15 protein-coding genes, 1 tRNA gene and 1 pseudogene are annotated in these 16,732 nt (G+C 62.6%); 3 read left to right on the forward strand and 14 right to left on the reverse strand.

The features are described from left to right. Positions 1-43 precede the first annotated feature (43 nt). The 10 genes and pseudogenes from MA07_RS01280 to MA07_RS31310 form a co-directional block, all read right to left on the reverse strand. Positions 44-1,081, reverse strand: a complete 1,038-nt coding sequence (locus MA07_RS01280; protein WP_036345680.1) for an IS30 family transposase — start codon at positions 1,079-1,081, stop codon at positions 44-46. A 159-nt stretch (positions 1,082-1,240) separates the two neighbouring features. Beyond that, positions 1,241-1,561 (reverse strand): annotated as a pseudogene (locus MA07_RS30615) (hypothetical protein); the annotation flags it as partial. After that, positions 1,558-2,358 (reverse strand): MBL fold metallo-hydrolase, encoded by an 801-nt coding sequence (locus tag MA07_RS01285; RefSeq protein WP_200879301.1) that lies wholly within the window; start codon positions 2,356-2,358, stop codon positions 1,558-1,560. The gene MA07_RS01285 and the pseudogene MA07_RS30615, both read right to left, overlap by 4 nt. Beyond that, a complete protein-coding gene (locus MA07_RS01290) occupies positions 2,355-3,164 on the reverse strand; it encodes a TatD family hydrolase (RefSeq protein WP_036345990.1) in 810 nt (269 codons plus the stop codon). The genes MA07_RS01285 and MA07_RS01290 overlap by 4 nt, the downstream gene beginning before the upstream one ends. A gap of 172 nt (positions 3,165-3,336) precedes the next feature. Then, entirely contained in the window at positions 3,337-4,668 is a 1,332-nt protein-coding gene (locus MA07_RS01295) for a family 1 glycosylhydrolase (RefSeq protein ID WP_036345992.1), read from the reverse strand. A gap of 49 nt (positions 4,669-4,717) precedes the next feature. Further along, positions 4,718-6,268, reverse strand: a complete 1,551-nt coding sequence (gene metG / locus MA07_RS01300; RefSeq protein WP_036345995.1) for a methionine--tRNA ligase — start codon at positions 6,266-6,268, stop codon at positions 4,718-4,720. Between the two features lie 55 nt (positions 6,269-6,323). Further along, positions 6,324-7,388, reverse strand: a complete 1,065-nt coding sequence (locus tag MA07_RS01305; protein ID WP_036345997.1) for a DNA polymerase III subunit delta' — start codon at positions 7,386-7,388, stop codon at positions 6,324-6,326. Continuing rightward, positions 7,378-8,067 carry a dTMP kinase gene (gene tmk / locus MA07_RS01310; protein WP_036345999.1) on the reverse strand — a complete coding sequence of 230 codons (690 nt, stop codon included), beginning with the start codon at positions 8,065-8,067 and terminating at the stop codon, positions 7,378-7,380. The genes MA07_RS01305 and tmk overlap by 11 nt, the downstream gene beginning before the upstream one ends. Further along, a complete protein-coding gene (locus tag MA07_RS01315; protein ID WP_036346001.1) occupies positions 8,067-9,278 on the reverse strand; it encodes a D-alanyl-D-alanine carboxypeptidase family protein in 1,212 nt (403 codons plus the stop codon). The genes tmk and MA07_RS01315 overlap by 1 nt, the downstream gene beginning before the upstream one ends. Before the next feature lie 127 nt (positions 9,279-9,405). Further along, on the reverse strand, positions 9,406-10,422 hold the full coding sequence (locus MA07_RS31310) for a septal ring lytic transglycosylase RlpA family protein (protein WP_052002711.1): 1,017 nt from the start codon (positions 10,420-10,422) through the stop codon (positions 9,406-9,408). Between the two features lie 517 nt (positions 10,423-10,939). Between MA07_RS31310 and MA07_RS01325 the strand changes: the two genes are divergently transcribed. Further along, positions 10,940-11,029: transfer RNA gene (locus MA07_RS01325), tRNA-Ser, on the forward strand. A gap of 196 nt (positions 11,030-11,225) precedes the next feature. Here the strand turns inward: MA07_RS01325 and pobA are convergent. Continuing rightward, a complete protein-coding gene (gene pobA, locus MA07_RS01330; protein WP_036346004.1) occupies positions 11,226-12,395 on the reverse strand; it encodes a 4-hydroxybenzoate 3-monooxygenase in 1,170 nt (389 codons plus the stop codon). Positions 12,396-12,531: 136 nt separating this feature from the next. On the opposite strand from pobA, the gene MA07_RS01335 reads away from it, so the two are divergent. Beyond that, complete coding sequence (locus MA07_RS01335; protein WP_036346060.1) at positions 12,532-13,422, forward strand: helix-turn-helix domain-containing protein; 891 nt, start codon at positions 12,532-12,534, stop codon at positions 13,420-13,422. A 59-nt stretch (positions 13,423-13,481) separates the two neighbouring features. After that, complete coding sequence (locus MA07_RS30380) at positions 13,482-13,649, forward strand: hypothetical protein (RefSeq protein ID WP_200879302.1); 168 nt, start codon at positions 13,482-13,484, stop codon at positions 13,647-13,649. Positions 13,650-13,655: 6 nt separating this feature from the next. Here the strand turns inward: MA07_RS30380 and MA07_RS01340 are convergent, their stop codons facing one another. The 3 genes from MA07_RS01340 to MA07_RS01350 are packed head-to-tail and all read right to left on the reverse strand — an operon-like array spanning position 13,656 to position 16,730. After that, positions 13,656-14,711 carry a 3-carboxy-cis,cis-muconate cycloisomerase gene (locus MA07_RS01340; RefSeq protein WP_348270389.1) on the reverse strand — a complete coding sequence of 352 codons (1,056 nt, stop codon included), beginning with the start codon at positions 14,709-14,711 and terminating at the stop codon, positions 13,656-13,658. Positions 14,712-14,734: 23 nt separating this feature from the next. Then, positions 14,735-15,940: a 3-oxoadipyl-CoA thiolase gene (gene pcaF / locus MA07_RS01345; RefSeq protein ID WP_036346009.1), complete on the reverse strand. Its 1,206-nt coding sequence runs from the start codon at positions 15,938-15,940 to the stop codon at positions 14,735-14,737. Position 15,941: 1 nt separating this feature from the next. Further along, positions 15,942-16,730, reverse strand: a complete 789-nt coding sequence (locus MA07_RS01350) for a CoA-transferase subunit beta (protein WP_036346012.1) — start codon at positions 16,728-16,730, stop codon at positions 15,942-15,944. Positions 16,731-16,732 lie beyond the last annotated feature (2 nt).

The following is a 16,732-nucleotide window of genomic DNA, read 5'->3' on the forward strand; positions in this document are numbered from 1 at the left end:
AAGCCGAGGTGCGACGGTTGGCGGGTCATCGGTCTCGGGTCGGTCAGGGGCTGCCGGGGCGGAGTTGGTTAGGGTTGCGCAGCCCCGGCAGCCTCGGATCCAGAGAGCTCATCAGGACCTCTTCAGGTGTGCGATAGCCCAGGCATTTGCGTGGGGTCGCGTTGAGCCGATCACAGATCTCAAGCAGAGCCTCCTCAGGCAAAGCGGCAATGTCCGTGTCCCGTGACAGGAAGCGCCGGACCCGGCCATTGGTGTTCTCGACCGAACCCTTCTGCCACGGGGCCTGCGGCTTGCAGAAGTAGCTGTCCATGCCGAGCTTCTGCTTGAGCAACGGGTAAGAGGCAAACTCCGTCCCGCGGTCGAACGTGATCGATAGACGCGCCGTCTCCGGCAGGACCTTCAGCTTCTCGATCATGCCGGTCATGACCCCGGTTGAGTTGCGATCCGGGTTGCGGGTCAGGATCGTGTACCGGCTTTGGCGCTCGACGAGCGAGGTCAAGTTGCGCTTTCCCAGATCCTTACGGAACATCATCAGATCGCCTTCCCAGTGACCAAAGCTCGTGTGGTCTGCGATCTCCGCCGGGCGCTGCTCGATGGTGTTGCCCGCCGGAATGAAGAGACCGCGAGGCTTCCGCTGGTAACGGGCCCGCCGCCGGCGCCGTGCCATGGGCAGATCCTGGTACAGTCCGAGCTGTTGCCCTTGAGAGCTGTAGACGAACCGGTAGATCGTCTCGTGCGACAGCCGTTCAGGCGCCCCGGATGCCCGCAGGCGGCCAGCGATCTGCTCTGGCGACCATCCAGCTTTCAGACGGTCCATGACGTAGACTGCGAGCACCGGTGTGCGGGAGAGTTTGCCCAGACGCTGACGCCGGGCGCGGGCTTGCATGTCGGCCGCCACATGGAAATAGCCGCGATACAACGGCTCTTCATCGTGAACCCAGTTCCGTTTGATCTCGCGGTAGATGGTCGAACGGTGCCGCTGCAGGCGTTCAGCGATCACATTGATCGGGATCTTAGCCGCGTGCATGCGGGCGATCTCACGCCGCTCAGCCAGGCTCAGGTGGATGTAGGGCAGGGTCATTCGGCCTCCGAGTGCAAATCCTTTGTTTGTAACGGAATTCGCACCTCAGAATAGAATCCACCGCCCCTCATGTAAAATTCGCATAAGATATATTATGGAACCAAAGTACGTGGGAAACTCAGTCGTCTCTCGCTTTCGGTTGGCCTGAGGTTCGATGCCTAGCGACAGAAACCATTCGGCATATGGAGTGTCCCTTACCAGCTGCTGGTTATAATCCGGTGCGCCGTCACTCCACCAAACTGGACCACGCTCACCGAGAGCCCGCTTTGCAGCATCAACCCGGCTACGAACTCCAGCGAGAGCCTCGGGATCGTCCCTGACGCTGCGGACTGCCCGGCGCGCTGCCATCAGCTCGTGTACGAGGCGCTCACGCTCCTGAGGCTCGAGACCTGGATTGCTCAGGCGCCACAATCGACCCCGAACCACGAAATAGCGACCGTCTGGCGTGTGTGGGTGCTGATCGGTCGCTTGCCTCGTCATGGCGCTTCGATTTGGAGCCCGTCATACGCCGGCTCGATGTGCGGCGGCAGTTCGCCCCGCAGCGTCTCATAATCGAGATCCGTATGGAGGTTCGTCAGGATCGCTCGCTTTGGCCTAACCTTTCCAATGAAGTCCAGCGCCTCCGACACGGAGAAATGCGTGGGATGCGGCGTGTAGCGCAAGGCATCGAGGATCAGGACGTCCAAGCCCTCCAGATACCGCAGGCTCTCTTCGGGCATCTCGCTTACGTCCGGAGCATAGGCGATGCTCCCGAACCGGAAGCCTAGGGTGTCGATATCCCCGTGGACCATTCTGAACGGCATGGCCTCGACAGTGCCGCCCGGCCCCGGAATGGATGTCTCAACACCAGGCTTCAGATGGTGCATCTTCAGAATGGGCGGATAGCTGCTCCCGGCCGGCGTCTCGAAGCAGTAGCCGAAACGCATCATCAGCAGTTCGCTGGTCATCCGGTCGGCATAAACCGGGATGCGCTGACGCTGGACGATGGCGAGCGGGCGCAGATCGTCGATCCCATGGATATGGTCGGCATGCTCGTGAGTGTAGAGAACCGCATCGAGACGGCGGACATCGGCCCCGAGCAGCTGATCGCGCACGTCCGGCCCGGTATCGACCAGCACGGTCGTCACGGCGCCACCCGGGTCGAACCGCTCCACCAGCACGGAGCAGCGCCGGCGCCGGTTCTTCGGGTTGGTCGGATCGCAGGCGCCCCAGCCGACGCCCACGCGCGGGACGCCGGCGGAGGATCCGCAGCCGAGAATCGTCAAACGCAAGGTCATGATGCGAGCGCCTGCCTGTATGCGGCGTCGGCATCCGCCGCCTTGGCGAACAGCCGGTAGAAATTGGCTGTCGTCAGCTCGGCGATCGTCTCATCCGTCACGCCGATGACCTCGGCGAGAACACGGGCTGTATGGGCCACGAAGGCCGGCTCGTTGGTCTTTCCGCGGTGCGGGACGGGAGCCAGGTAGGGCGCATCCGTCTCGACCAACAGCCGGTCATGCGGCACAGCAGCCGCGATCCTGCGGATCTCCTCCGAGTTCCGGAATGTTAAGATTCCGGAGAACGATACGTAAAGTCCCAATTCGACGCCGACCTGGGCGAGCGTCTCGCCGGACGAGAAGCAGTGGAGAACCGCATCGAAGCGCCCTCGCCTCATCTCCTCGGACAGGATCCGGATCATGTCCTCGTCGGCGTTCCGGGCGTGGATGACCAGCGGTAGGCCGGTTTCGCGGGCCGCCTCGATATGGGTGCGAAAGACCCGCTGCTGCACGTCGCGAGGGCTCTTGTCGTAGTGGTAATCGAGGCCGGCTTCTCCGATGGCAACGCAGCGCGGATGGTGCGACAACTCGATGAGCCGCTCCGCCGGCACGTCCGGCTCCACAGCCGCATTATGAGGATGGGTGCCGATTGTGCAGAAAATGCTCTCGTGCGCCTCAGCCAGAGCCCGGTAGGTCTCGACGCGCGCCACATGGGTCGAAATGGTCACCATCCGGCCGACGCCCGCCTCAGTTGCTGCAGACAAGATCTCGGGGAGGCGGCTCTGAAAGTCCGGAAAATCCAGGTGGCAGTGGCTGTCGACCAACATGGGTGAAAGCGCCCTCCTCTGCGGCTACGGCATCGAACCCAAAAGTGGAAGCCAGTTTTGGGATCCATCCGATGCCTTTTTCCTTAGCTGGCGCATCGTGCGGAAAACCGAATCCACTTTTCCGCACGATGCGCTAACGGCACGGCTGCATAGATCGGATCGGCGCCCTCGTCTACCGATGGCCGCCCTGGGCGGTTGCCGCGGGCTCGTCGTCCTCTTTCGTCTCCTTGCGCCGCATCTTGCGCAGTCGTTCCTGGTGCCTGCGGACGGCAATCTCATCGTGGTCCTGTGGCCGAACGACGGGAACGGCGAGGCACACGCTCTGGGCCGGAAGAACATCGCACCAGGACTGGATCAGTTGCTTGTAGCAGCGCCCCACAGGACGAATATTGCGGTCGAGGTCATAGAGGCCTACGGGCGTGACCCGGTTGTTCTCCTCACGCAGTGCCGTATCCCAATCCATCTGGTCAGTTAGAGAATACCAGGTGAATCCGACAATCGGTACGCCGGTATTGCGGACGTGGAGCACGTTGGCCCATTGCTTCCAGAGCCAATCCACCGCTTCCTCGCCTGTAGGACCCTCCATGAGGTTCGTCTCAGTGTGCATGACCGGGAGCTTGTAGCGATCGTAGTATTGCCGGGTGATCTCGTCGTAGCCGAACACGTCTCCGGCTGATCTCGTCAGTCCGTTCGCCGCCACCCTGTGCTCGTTGGTGACGTAGTAGTCGTTCCCCATGATGCAGTGGTGACGCAGGGACGAGCGGCTCAGGAAGAAGTGATACTCGTCCCGGGTCGTCCCATTATCCATCAGGAACTCGTACATCTCCGAGTCCACCCTTCGGCCGTAGTTCAGGTCGAGGGACAGGAAGCGGCGGGCGTTCATGATCTCGGCCGGCTTGATGGCAGCCGGGTTCTCGGCGTGGAAATACTCGGAGGACTCGCTCTGGATGAACAGGGCATCCGGCCGGATCTTCAGGATCCGTTCCATGGCCAACACATTGGCCTTCACGATGTGCTTGAGTGCCGTCACGAAAGCCCGGTCGCTGCGCATCTGCTCGTTCCACCAGCCATAGGCGGCCGAGAACTGGGCGCAGATGAACATCTCGTTGATCGGGGTGTAGAGCTGAACCCAGGGAAAGCGGCGTGCGAAGTCTTCCGCGTAAGCTGCGAAGAGATCTGGGAAATCCGGATTTTGGAAGTTCCCGATCCAGTCGGGGACGCCGAAGTGGCAGAGGTCGACAATGGGAATGAGGTTGCGGCGATGGATTTCGCCGAAGGTCATGTCCGCAAAGGACCAGTCGTAGCGGCCCGGTCCCAGAAAGCTCGTGTGAAGCGGCGGCCCATAGCGCAGAACCTGGATGTCCAACTCCTCAAGGAGGTCGAAGTCGGTCCGCCAATGCTTGTAGTGGCCGCACTTCTCCATCTGATCGATGCGCGTGCGGCCATTGTTGATCGTCGGGATGCTGTTCTCGATCCCGGTGGCGAACATGAAGGTGGTGTACATCGAACGCTTCCGCTTGGGGCCTTTTCAGGCCGATCAAAGCGGACGCGCGTCAGGACGCCTCCGCTTCGAGATAACGCGGGAAAATCGGGGCCGGTTGCGGAAGGGCCGCCCCGGCTGCCAGACGATGCTCCGGCCCGACCGCCGCAAGCCCCCTGCCCTCGGGCGAAACAGCCAGCAGATCCAAAAGCTTGGCCGCAGCAGTCGGCACGAAGGGCTGAGCCAGGATGCCGACCGCGCGCAGAACCTCGGCCGTGACATAAAGCACGGTGTTCATGCGCTCAGGGTTGGTCTTACGCAGGACCCAGGGCTCCTGGGAGGCAAAATAGCGGTTGGCCTCGGCCACCACGGCCCAGATTTCGGCCAGCGTCGTATGAAGGGCGAAGTCCTTCATGGCCGCCCTTGTCTTCGCCGGCAAGGCGTCGGCGAGCCAGAGCATGTCCAGGTCGGCCTGGGTGAACTCGCCCGGCTGCGGCACCGCAGCGTCGCAGTTCTTGGCAATCATGGAAAGCGACCGCTGCGCCAAGTTGCCGAGGTCGTTCGCCAGATCCGCATTGATGCGGTTGACGATGGCCTCGTGGGAGTAGTTGCCGTCCTGCCCGAAGGGGACCTCGCGCATGAAGAAGTAGCGGATCTGGTCGACGCCATAGGTGTCGGCGAGATCGAAAGGATCGACCACGTTGCCGACCGACTTCGACATCTTCTCGCCCTTGTTGAGCAGGAAGCCGTGTCCGAAGACGCGCTTGGGCAGGGGCAGCTCGGCCGACATCAGGAAAGCCGGCCAGTAGACCGTGTGGAAGCGGACGATGTCCTTGCCGATGATGTGAACATCGGCGGGCCAGTAGTGCCAGCGCGGATCATTCTCGTTCGGGAAGCCGCAGCCGGTCACATAGTTGTTCAGGGCGTCGATCCACACATACATCACGTGCTTCGGATCGCCCGGTACCGGCAGGCCCCAGTTGAAGGTGGTGCGGCTGATGGAGAGATCCTGCAGGCCGGAGCGGACGAAGCTCGTGATCTCGTTGCGGCGGGTTTCCGGGCTGATGAAGTCCGGATAAGCCGCGTAATGGGCCAGCAGGCGGTCCTGGTAGGCGGAGAGCCGGAAGAAATAGCTCTCCTCCTCGATCCACTCGACCGGCGTTCCCGTGGGCGCACGCCAGCTGCCGTCAGGCTGCCTGGTGAGCTCGGCTTCGTCATAATAAGCCTCGTCCCGGACCGAGTACCAGCCGGAATACTTGGAGAGATAGATGTCCCCCTTCTCCTGCATCCGGCGCCAGAGTTCCTGGGTCGAAGGCACATGATCCGCATCGGTGGTGCGGATGAAGCGGTCATAGGAGCAGTCCAGCCGGTCGGCCATGGCCCGGAACTTGGCCGCCATGTCATCCACGAAGGCTTTGGGGGTGGTGCCGTTCTTGTCCGCGGTCTGCTGGATCTTGAGGCCGTGTTCGTCCGTGCCGGTCATGAAGAAGACGTCGTAGCCGTCGATACGCTTGAAGCGCGCGATCGCGTCGGAGGCGACGACCTCGTAGGCGTGACCGATATGGGGCGCCCCATTCGGGTACGAGATAGCCGTAGTGATGTAGAACTTCTGCTTGTCGGCCATGTCGAATCCTAACCTGAAACTCGAAAACCTCTTAATCCTGCGGACGGCGGAGGCTTCAGGCCGCTCGCCGAACAGCGTCGGCAAGATCGTCGAACATCGTCAGGATGAAGGGCCGGCGGTCGAGGTTGAACACGTCGATCTCGCGCGCCGAACGGCCGATCTTCTCACATACCTCCACCAAAGGCGCAAGGCGGGAAGCGCCGAGCCCGGCCTGGTCGCGCAGCCGCTCGGACACCCAGCGCTGGACGGTCTCCAGGGTCAGCTCGTAGCTGTCGTCCGCATCGCGCCGGGCCAGAGCCTCCGCCAGGGCGAGGATCTGCTTCGTGTCGGTCCGCGGCAGTCTGTCGAGGAGCCGTGTGACCTGATCGATGAAGGCGACCTTCTCGGCATCGAGCAGCTCGAGGGTACGGCGGACCGATCCTTCCCCATAGCGGAGCGCCTGGTCGACCACGTCCCGCGGAATGTCGGACCAGGGGGACCCCATCGAGCTGATGGCTGCCCTGATCTCCTGGTCCTCCAGTGGACGCAGCAGCAGGCGCCGGCACCGGGAGCGGATGGTCGGCAGCACCCGCTGCGGAGCATGGCTCACGATCAGGAAGAGCGAACGCGGCGGCGGCTCCTCGATCACCTTCAGCAGTGCATTGGCGCTTGAGATGGTGAGATCCTCGGCGCTGTCGACGATGCAGACCCGGTAGCCTCCATTGGCCGCCGTAGAGCCGAACATGTTGAGCGCCCGACGCACCGCATCCACCGGGATGGTCGTGGATGCCGCCTTCTTGTCCGTCGGCGGAGACCGCCTCAGCACGGCCAAATTGGGATGGGACAGGGCCGCGACCTGACGAGCCACATGGGATTCTGGCGGCACGTCCAGGCCGGCGAGGGACCTGTCACCCGCTCTCTGAGGATCGAGGATGGCGCGGGCTACGCGATAAGCGAGAGTTGCCTTGCCGATGCCCTGCGCCCCGCCGAACAGCCAGGCATGGTGCAGGCGGCCGCTCCGGAGCCCCTCCAGAAAAGCCTCCTCGCCTTCCCGGTGGCCAAAGAAGGCAAACTGCTCCCGCGGATGCGGCGCCCCCTCGAACCCATCCGGCTCCACCACGTCCTGAGCGTCACGCGACATCGAGCGGCCTCAAGGCTTTGTCCGACAGGCGGCTCTGGGCGAGTTGAGGCAGCCTCTCGCGTAGCGCAGCCCAAATCGCAGCCTCGACTTCATCGGGCTCCTGGTCGGCATTGATCACCACGCACCGTTTCGGCTCACTGCGGGCGATGGACAGGAACGCCTGGCGCAGGGAGTGGTGGAAGGATGCTTCCTCTCCCTCGAACCGGTCCGCACCCTCGCCTCTGCCCGCTTGGCGCTCCCGGGCTCTGGCAAGCCCCGTTTCAGCCGGCAGGTCGAGGATGAAGGTCAGGTCGGGCCTTACGCCTCGCAGGGTCACCCGCTCGAGCTGATCGATGAGCGCCTTGTCGATGCTCCCGGCTGAGCCCTGATAGGCTCTGGTCGAATCCGCGAAACGGTCGCAGAGGACGTGAGTGCCCCTGTTAAGGGCCGGCATGATCGTCTTGTCCAGGTGATCGATGCGGGCCGCGGCGAACAGAAGGGCCTCCGCGAAGGACCCGAGATGCTTGGCATGTCCGCCTAAAATGAAGGCGCGGAGTTCCTCCGCGTGAGGAGATCCGCCTGGCTCGCGCGTCACGAGAACCGGCTGGGCCAGTTCCCCCAACCGCCGCTTGAGCCGCTCGATCTGGGTCGACTTGCCTGCGCCCTCCCCGCCCTCAAAAGTAATGAAGCAACCTGCCATCAAATGCTTTCGACGAGGCTCGAGAATGCGCGGCGGACCCAGCCCGTGCTGAATTCCAGCAAACCGTCGAGGGCCCGCTGGCTCAACGTGCCCTGCTGGACGTCCTCATTGGCATAGAGCGGCATATCGAGAGCCTGCATGTCCCCACGGGTGACCTGAAGACGGGCCACCTCGGCCCCCTTCTGGATGGGGGCTTTCAGAGGACCGGTGTAGACGATGCGGGCGGTCACCCGCTCGCCATCCCCACGTGGCACGAGTACACGAACAGGCTTCTTCGCCACAAGGGGAAGCGAGCGCATGTTTCCACCGAAAACCTGAGCATCGCCAACAACCTGCCCTTCCGCGAAGAGCTGCTGGGACTCAAACGCCCGGAAGCCCCAATCCAGGAGCTTTCTGGATTCCGTCGCCCGGTCTTTCGCCGTCTTCAGGCCGTTCACGACCACGATCAGGCGCTGGTTGTTTTGAACGGCGGAGCCGATGAGCCCGTAGCCGGATTCGTCGATATTGCCGGTCTTCAACCCGTCTGCCCCAATATCGGCGAACAGCAGCGGGTTGCGGTTCTGCTGACGGATCTTGTTCCAGGTGAATTCGCGCTCGCCGAACATCTTGTAGAGGTCCGGATAAGTCTCGATGACGTGGAGGGCCAACTTGGCCAGATCGCGAACAGTGACCTTCTGCTCAGGGTGCCCGTAGCCAGTTGAGTTGCGGAAAGTGGACTTCGTCAGGCCAATCTGCTTCGCCCGCTCATTCATCATGCGGGCGAAGTTTTCCTCGGTTCCGGCGATGCCTTCGGCCAGGGCGATGGCAGCATCGTTGCCCGATTGCACGATCAGACCACGCAGAAGATCCTCAAGGCGGACAGGGGTATTCACCTTCGCGAACATGGACGAGCCGCCGGAGCCGGAGCCGCCCTTCCGCCAGGCATTCTCCGACACCACGAACTCGCTGTCGAAATTCAAGCGGCCGTTCTTGATCTCGTTGAAAACGACCTCCGCGGTCATCACCTTCGCCATGCTGGCCGGCGCCGTCGGCTCGTCCGCGTTCTTCTCGAAGAGAACCGCATGGCTTCCGGCATCCATCAGGACAGCCGTGGGAGCCGCCGTCTGGAAGTCCTGGGCGCGCGCCTGCTGCGTCACGGGCAACGCAATGAACACACCACTGACCGCAAAAGCAAAGGCCGCAAGGATTCGGGCGGCTTGAGGCTGACGCATAGCTAACAATCTCCAGGCTCTTCCCCTAGGAGATCCCGAATCTGTGGCGCGTCAACAACAAATCAACATTCAGTCACGCTGGGCTGTGTGCGGAGGCACGCAGTTCCGGAAAGGCGCCGCGTCTGGCTTAACGGAGCACGAACCTCTGGGCCGTGGGAGCCGCCGATGAGCCATCTCTCTGGAAGCCAGACGGCGCGGTGCTGGCCGGCGTCTCATAAAGGCTGGCAACCACAGGGCGGGAGGCTGGCACCTGACCGGGAGCTGCCGAGCTGACCCTGGCGATCGGGCTCGCCGCGCCCGGGATCGTCCCAAGGTCGAACGGACGCTCGGGCGGCAATGGGACGCTGCTGGCGACTGCGCCGGGCATCGCTGAAGGCTGGGGCGCACGAGCTGGCGCCTGATAGGCCTCACTGTCAGGCTGGTAGCTACGCAAAGCGATGGCTTGGCGCGGGGCGTTCGGCTGCGGAGCGGCCTGGGCAATCATGGTCGCAGGCGTGTTGGTGAGGCTGGCAGGTTGGCCGTCCGTCCTAAGGCTCGCCATCAGGATGCGATCGTCGCTTCCGTTGGTGGAGGCTCGGCCCACGTACTCAACCCTCACCCGGGCCGTCCCCTGCTGCCTGAAGCCAAGAGCCATTGCGGCGCGTTCGGAGACATCGATCACCCGATTGCCATGGAACGGCCCGCGATCGTTGACGCGCACGATCATGGAATGGCCGTTCTGGAGATTCGTGACGCGGGCATAGCTCGGCAGCGGCATCGTCGTATGGGCAGCTGCGATCGAGGCGCGATCAAAGACCTCACCGTTCGCGGTCATCCGCCCATGGAAATTCGACCCATACCAGGATGCCAATCCTTCAGTCGGTCGTGGAGTGGCATCGGGAACGTAGGTGCGGCCGGCAACCGTGTAGGGCTTGCCCACCATCTCCCGCCCGCCGCCCTTGGGGATCGGCTGCCCATCGGCGACCACCTTCGGGCTCGGAGCAACGCCGTATTTGGGATCAATCCCGCCCCTGACGTTCGAGGAGCAGTTGGCTGCCATCAGGGCGATGGCCGTGACGCCTGCGACCCGGAGCAGAGTCCGTTGAGTGAAGGACGGGATCGTTCCCCTCAGCCCGGTGTTCGCTTCAGCGCGGTCGCAACGCATGTCGTCTCGCATCCTGTTGTCAGCACGAAGCATGGCCCAGTCCACGTTTGCCCCGGACATCAAGCCAAAGTGCTTTTCAGTCGTTGAAGGAAAGTTAAACGGCCGTGCTTGTCAATGGCAAAGCTAAGGAATTTGATACTCAGTATCAGGCGAGCGTGAAAAGGCAATCATTTCATTCGCTTGTAATATCTCGGAGATCTCGATCGCGAATGACAGGTCTATAAGACCTCGCGCCCATTAGGGATCCGATCCGGCAAAATAATGACGAAAATCATAGACATTTCAGCAAGTTGGCTTGAAGAGCCTTCCTAGGGCGCGAGCTTGTCCCTGTTGGGCCAATTGGCCGCGCCGATGACTCGGGTGGGCCCAGGCATGATGTTGGTGTAGTTAATGAATCAGGTGATCGGTCGGCTACCTCATGAGTCGAGTACCGTTGCAAACAAAGCTATACGAGTTGACGACCTTGGGTTTGCAGCCTTAGAGATGGGCACAGTTCCGGGCCTGCCTCGGGCGATCAGGAGGGGTGGCCGAGTGGTTTAAGGCAGCGGTCTTGAAAACCGCCGTGGGTGCAAGCCCACCGTGGGTTCGAATCCCACCCCCTCCGCCACATCCTACAATCGGGTTGGAAACTTCCTCGTAAAGCTTGGATTCGTGGGCTCAAGCAGATGGCATGTTGGACCTTCGCCCCCGCGCCATGACCGCTCCCACGAGCGAAAGCGTTGATCGTCCTCTTCTCGAACCCTCCCAGTTCACCTGAGCCCATACGTCGTCTGGTGCTTAGTCGACCGCATTTCCGAGGGAACTCAGAAAGGCAGGCCGGTGTAATTCTCGGCCATCGAGCGTGCTGCCGCCGCAGAGGTCCTGAGATAGTCGAACTCCGCTCTCTGGATGCGCCTACCGAAGGGATCGGTATCTGGAAAGGTGTGGAGAATGGACGTCATCCACCAGGAGAACCGCTCGGCTTTCCAGATTCGCGACAGCACCCGCGCGGAATAGCCATCGATTCCGGCGGATGACCGCTCAGCGTAGAACTCGATCAGAGCCTCGGCCAAAGCGGCGACATCGCTGGCCGCGAGGTTCAAGCCCTTGGCTCCAGTCGGCGGCACGATGTGGGCCGCATCACCCGCAAGGAATAGGCGGCCGAAACGAAGGGGCTCGGCCACGAAACTTCTCAAGGGGGCGATGGATTTCTCGATCGATGGACCGGTCATCAGATCGTCTGCCGCTTCTTCATCGACGCGCCGCCGCAACTCGTCCCAGAAGCGCTGGTCCGACCATTCCTCGACCCTGTCGCTGGAAGGCACTTGAACGTAGTAGCGGCTGCGGGTGGGGGATCTCATGGAGCAGAGTGCGAAGCCGCGCTCGTGATGGGCGTAGATCAGTTCGTCGGCAACAGGCGGCTTGTCGACGAGGATTCCGAGCCAGCCGAAAGGATAGACCCGCTCGAATGTTCGCAGGGCATCCCCGGGGACACTGGCTCGAGACACTCCATGATAGCCGTCGCAGCCGGCAATGAAATCGCATGCAAGCTGGTGCTCGACGCCGTCCTTCACATAGCGCACCTTCGGCGCGTCCCCATCGAAGTCATGCAGGGAGACGTTCTCCGCTTCATAGATGGTTGTCAGACCCGAACGGTCACGGGCCCGCATGAGATCGCGCGTGACCTCCGTCTGCCCATAGACGGTGACCGTGCGGCCGATCAGCTCCTGAAAATTGAAGCGGTGCCTGTCGCCATCGAAGCAGAACTCGACGCCTTCATGGACGAGACCTTCCGCATGCAGCTTCTCGCCGACCCCTGCCCTGTCCAGGAGTTCGACCGTGCCCTGTTCCAGAACGCCGGCCCGGATGCGGCCCAAGACGTATTCTTGACTGCGGCGCTCCAGGATGACGGTTTCGATGCCTGCACACTCCAGGAGCCGTCCCAGCAGGAGCCCGGCCGGACCCGAGCCGATGATGGCAACCTTCGTACGCATGGTGGTCTCCTCAGGTCATCAAGAGCGTCCGCCGATGGGCTCAGGATGAACCGCCGCCGCCTAATGGCCAATAGACAAAGCAAGCATAGGCTTGGACATTTCGAACATCCGACGGAGCTTGACGGAGCGAACGTTCTTGGCCGGCAGCACCATCCCGAGCTATGCCCTCTATGGCGAACCTGGGGACGACCCCAGTGCCGAGTGGGTCCATTGCGAAGCAATCCAGACCCGCAGCCACTTGCACAATTACAGGATTCAGCCTCATCGGCACGAGCAGCTGTTCCAGATTCTTCACCTGACAGGCGGGACGGCCGAGATCGTCATCGACGGCAGGAGCATCGAACTCAGTGGACCCTTCGTCGTTGCGCTGCCGCCGATGGCGGTTCATGGCTATACGTTCTCGCCGGACGTCAGCGGTACGGTCGTGACACTCTTCGAAAGCCGCCTTTCGCAGATCCTCGCCGACATGAGCGGCGTCCGGGACATCTTTCGGTTGGTGCAACTGATCCGGCTTCATGAGCATGAGCACCTTGCACACGCCCTAGCTGCCGATATGGCATCTCTCGCAGTTGAGTTTTCGGGGCGAGCTTCTGGTCGCCTGGAGGCGATCGAGGCACGGCTGCTGCTCATCCTCATTGCCTTGCATCGCATCCAAGGTTCAGGTCAGGGTACCCTCTATGGGCCGGGCCAGAGGGCTCGTGGGCATGCCTGGCGCTTCCGCGAACTCGTCGAGAAGAACTATCGCAGCCATCAGCCCGTCGAGATCTATGCCAACAGGCTGGGTTTGACGCCGCCTCACCTCAACAGGATCTGCCGCGAGCATTTCGGTGAAACGGCGCTGGGCATGGTCCACCAGCGGCTCATCCTTGAAGCCAAACGCTATCTCACCTTTACGACCTTGTCCGCCAAGGAGATCGCCCTTGCACTCGGCTTTGAGGATCCTGCCTACTTCACGCGCTTCTTCAAGCGGCAGACAGGCGCTTCACCTCTGGCGTTCCGGGCAATGCAGCAGAATACGACGGCTTGAGGTTCGGCACCGGCAGAAACCTCCGATGCTGCATGACGTTACCTCACGAGGAGGTGCCCATGTCCGATACCGATCGAAAGAACCCAGGCGATGAAGATGCGCCGGGCACGAAGCAGACCGGAGAGAACATCTGCCCGTCCTGCAGCGGGTCGGGCCGTGTCGGCGAGAAGTCCTGTCCGGATTGCGGCGGTTCAGGTCGGATTACCGCCATCGTCGGCGATGCTTGACGGCAATCAGCTTCCGGCTTTCGAGGCAGAGAAGCTCATTCCCGTGACTAGCGCCTGAGCGTTCCTCAAGCCGGCAGCGGCTGCGACAATCATCTGCGGCAGCACCATCCATTCGAGTGTCCAGGCGGCGCCGGACCGCTCGTTCTCATGGACAAGGGCCTGATGGAGGGTGCCGAGAAGGCCCGCATTGAAGCGGGCGAGCGTCACGAGCACCTCTGCAGGCACGGGATTGGACTTGTGCGGCATGGCCGAAGATCCGCCGCCCGTGGCGAGCCGCACCTCGGCCACCTCATTTTGCGCCATCAAGGCAACATCCTGGCCAATCTTTCCGAGCGTTCCGGAGAGAAGCGAGAGGAATGCTGCGAACTCGCCGATCCGATCCCGCTGGGAGTGCCAGGACAGCGCCGAGCTGAGACCGAGGATCTCGGCCATGGCATCGGCAACGGCATCGCCGTGTCCCTTCAGTTCGGCGCGGGTGCCGACAGGGCCACCGAGCTGGACTGCCAGAAGCCGCGGCGCAAGCGCATTCAGAGCGTTCCGGTGCCGTTCCAGGGGATGGCTCCAGGTGTCGATCTTGTCGGCAGCTGTGAAGGGAAGCGCCTGCTGCATGCGCGTATGCGCCATCAGGGGTGTCGCACCATCGCGATCCTTTAGGGCGCGAAGGGCATGGAGCAATGCATCGAGCCGGCGCCCGAAGATTTCGACCACGCTCTTCAGACGAAGCATGAGAGCCGTGTCGACGATGTCCTGGCTTGTGGCGCCGAAATGCACAGCCTTGGCATGGGCCTCGCCCACAGTGGTTCGAAGCTGCTTGACGAAGGCCGGAACGATCACACCATCCTGTGCCAAACCCGCAGCCAACCCGGCCCAATCGGCCTTGAAGGAGCTGCAGGCTTCTGCAATTCGCCCTGCGGCTTCATCGCTGATCAGGCCAACCTGCGCCTCGACCTGAGCGAGGGCGGTCTCGATGCGCAGCAGCGCCGAGAGCTCGGCCTCCTTGGAGAACAGCGCCCCCACCTCCTCGTCACCGACAAGAGCCTGCAGCAAGGGGGATGGGAGCATCGGTGTCATCATGGTCTGAAAGCTTAAACAGCCTCGAGGGCGATGGAAATGCCCTGCCCTACGCCCACACACATGGTGGCCAAGGCGCGTTTCTTGCCCCGGAGCTTCAGCTCGAGCGCAGCCGTCCCGGTGATGCGGGCGCCGGACATGCCGAGCGGGTGTCCCAGCGCAATGGCGCCGCCGTTCGGGTTCACGTGCTCGGCATCCTCCGGGATTCCGAGTTCGCGCAGAACCGCAAGGCCCTGGCTGGCGAAAGCCTCGTTCAGCTCCACCACGTCGAAGTCCGTCGGCTTGAGGCCAAGGCGGGCGCAGAGCTTCTTCGTGGACGGCGCCGGCCCAATGCCCATGATCCGCGGCGGCACACCGGCCGTCGCTCCGCCGACCACGCGGGCAATCGGCTCGAGACCGAACTTTCTGACGGCATCCTCGGAGGCAATGATCAGGGCTGCGGAGCCATCATTGACCCCGGAGGCATTGCCTGCCGTCACCGTGCCCTCCTTGCGGAACGGCGTGGGGAGCTTCGCCAACTGCTCGAGGGTGGTGTCGCCGCGGGGATGCTCGTCCTTGTCGACCACGACCGGATCGCCCTTGCGTTTCGGGATCGTGACCGGCACGATCTCCTGCGTCAGACGTCCATTGTCCTGAGCGGCTGCGGCCTTCTTCTGAGAGCGCAAGGCGAAGGCGTCTTGGTCCTCACGGGAGACGCCAAAATCTGCTGCCACGTTCTCGCCGGTTTCCGGCATGGAATCGATGCCGTATTGGCTCTTCATCAGTGGGTTGACGAAGCGCCAGCCGATGGTGGTGTCGAAGATCTCGGCATTGCGGGAAAAGGCCGTATCGGCCTTGGGCATCACGAAAGGCGCGCGCGACATGGACTCGACGCCGCCGGCGATCATGATCTCCGCGTCGCCCGCCTTGATCGCGCGGGCGGCCGCGATGACCGCATCCATGCCCGAGCCGCACAGGCGGTTCATGGTCGTTCCGCCGATGGAGCCTGGCAGACCCGCGAGCAGCACCGCCATGCGGGCCACGTTGCGGTTATCCTCGCCCGCTTGGTTGGCGCAGCCATAGATCACATCGTCGACGGCTTCGAAATCCAGGTTCGGATGACGCTCCAGAAGCGCCTTGAGGGGAACTGCAGCGAGATCGTCGGCGCGCACGCTCGACAGGGAGCCGCCGTAGCGGCCAATGGGTGTACGGACATAGGCGCAGATATAGGCTTCACGCATCTCAAGATCCCTTCTTGCCGCCATGCGCCCGCTCGGTTCTGGCCTGAAGCTCGCGCAGGGTGGTGAGTTCGAGTTCGGACGGTGGAGGGGTTTCCTCCAGGCGATCGGAGAATCGCACCTTCCAGCCGCACGTCTCCTGAATCCTGTCGCGGGTCACCCCCTGGTGCATCGACATGACCGTGAATTCTTTCGTCTCCGGGTCCGGCTTCCAGATGGCCAGATCCGTGATCAGCAGCGTCGGACCCTTGGTGTTTATGCCGAGTCGTTTACGGTGATCCCCGCCCTCCCCGTGGCCGAAGGAGGTGTAGAAGTCGATCTTATCGACCATGCCGCGGGTCGTCTGCTTGATGGTGATGAACACCTCCTTGCAGGAGGTGGCGATCTCGGGTGCTCCGCCGCCGCCGGGCAGTCGGACCTTCGGCTTGTGGTAGTCGCCGATCACCGTTGTGTTGATGTTGCCGAAGCGGTCGAGCTGGGCGGCGCCCAGGAATCCGATGGAGATGCGCCCACCCTGGAGCCAGTACCGGAACATTTCGGGCACCGACACGGTGGTGACCGCCGTCTCGCACAGTTCGCCATCGCCGATGGAGAGCGGCAGCACGTTCGGGGCTGTGCCGATGGTGCCGCTCTCGTAGATCAGGGTGATGTCAGGAGCGTGAGTCAGGCGCGCCACGTTGCAGGCAGCCGATGGAGCCCCGATGCCGACGAAGCAGACGTCGTCGTTGGACAGGGCGCGCGCCGCTGCAATCGTCATCATCTCGTTGGGAGTGAAGTCGGAGAGGTTGGTCATTC

Origin of the sequence: Microvirga sp. BSC39 (assembly GCF_000739015.1) — a bacterium.
GTDB lineage: Bacteria > Pseudomonadota > Alphaproteobacteria > Rhizobiales > Beijerinckiaceae > Microvirga.

Bases quoted from the DNA above. Each gene is read 5' to 3' on its own strand.
- metG (WP_036345995.1), bottom strand. From the start codon at position 6,268: ATGGCCGACAAGCAGAAGTTCTACATCACTACGGCTATCTCGTACCCG.
- pobA (WP_036346004.1), bottom strand. From the start codon at position 12,395: ATGCGTACGAAGGTTGCCATCATCGGCTCGGGTCCGGCCGGGCTCCTG.
- MA07_RS01290 (WP_036345990.1), bottom strand. From the start codon at position 3,164: ATGTTGGTCGACAGCCACTGCCACCTGGATTTTCCGGACTTTCAGAGC.
- MA07_RS01340 (WP_348270389.1), bottom strand. From the start codon at position 14,711: ATGCTCCCATCCCCCTTGCTGCAGGCTCTTGTCGGTGACGAGGAGGTG.
- MA07_RS01295 (WP_036345992.1), bottom strand. From the start codon at position 4,668: ATGTACACCACCTTCATGTTCGCCACCGGGATCGAGAACAGCATCCCG.
- MA07_RS30380 (WP_200879302.1), top strand. From the start codon at position 13,482: ATGTCCGATACCGATCGAAAGAACCCAGGCGATGAAGATGCGCCGGGC.
- MA07_RS01280 (WP_036345680.1), bottom strand. From the start codon at position 1,081: ATGACCCTGCCCTACATCCACCTGAGCCTGGCTGAGCGGCGTGAGATC.
- pcaF (WP_036346009.1), bottom strand. From the start codon at position 15,940: ATGCGTGAAGCCTATATCTGCGCCTATGTCCGTACACCCATTGGCCGC.
- MA07_RS01315 (WP_036346001.1), bottom strand. From the start codon at position 9,278: ATGCGTCAGCCTCAAGCCGCCCGAATCCTTGCGGCCTTTGCTTTTGCG.
- MA07_RS01305 (WP_036345997.1), bottom strand. From the start codon at position 7,388: ATGTCGCGTGACGCTCAGGACGTGGTGGAGCCGGATGGGTTCGAGGGG.
- MA07_RS31310 (WP_052002711.1), bottom strand. From the start codon at position 10,422: ATGCGTTGCGACCGCGCTGAAGCGAACACCGGGCTGAGGGGAACGATC.
- tmk (WP_036345999.1), bottom strand. From the start codon at position 8,067: ATGGCAGGTTGCTTCATTACTTTTGAGGGCGGGGAGGGCGCAGGCAAG.
- MA07_RS01350 (WP_036346012.1), bottom strand. From the start codon at position 16,730: ATGACCAACCTCTCCGACTTCACTCCCAACGAGATGATGACGATTGCA.
- MA07_RS01285 (WP_200879301.1), bottom strand. From the start codon at position 2,358: ATGACCTTGCGTTTGACGATTCTCGGCTGCGGATCCTCCGCCGGCGTC.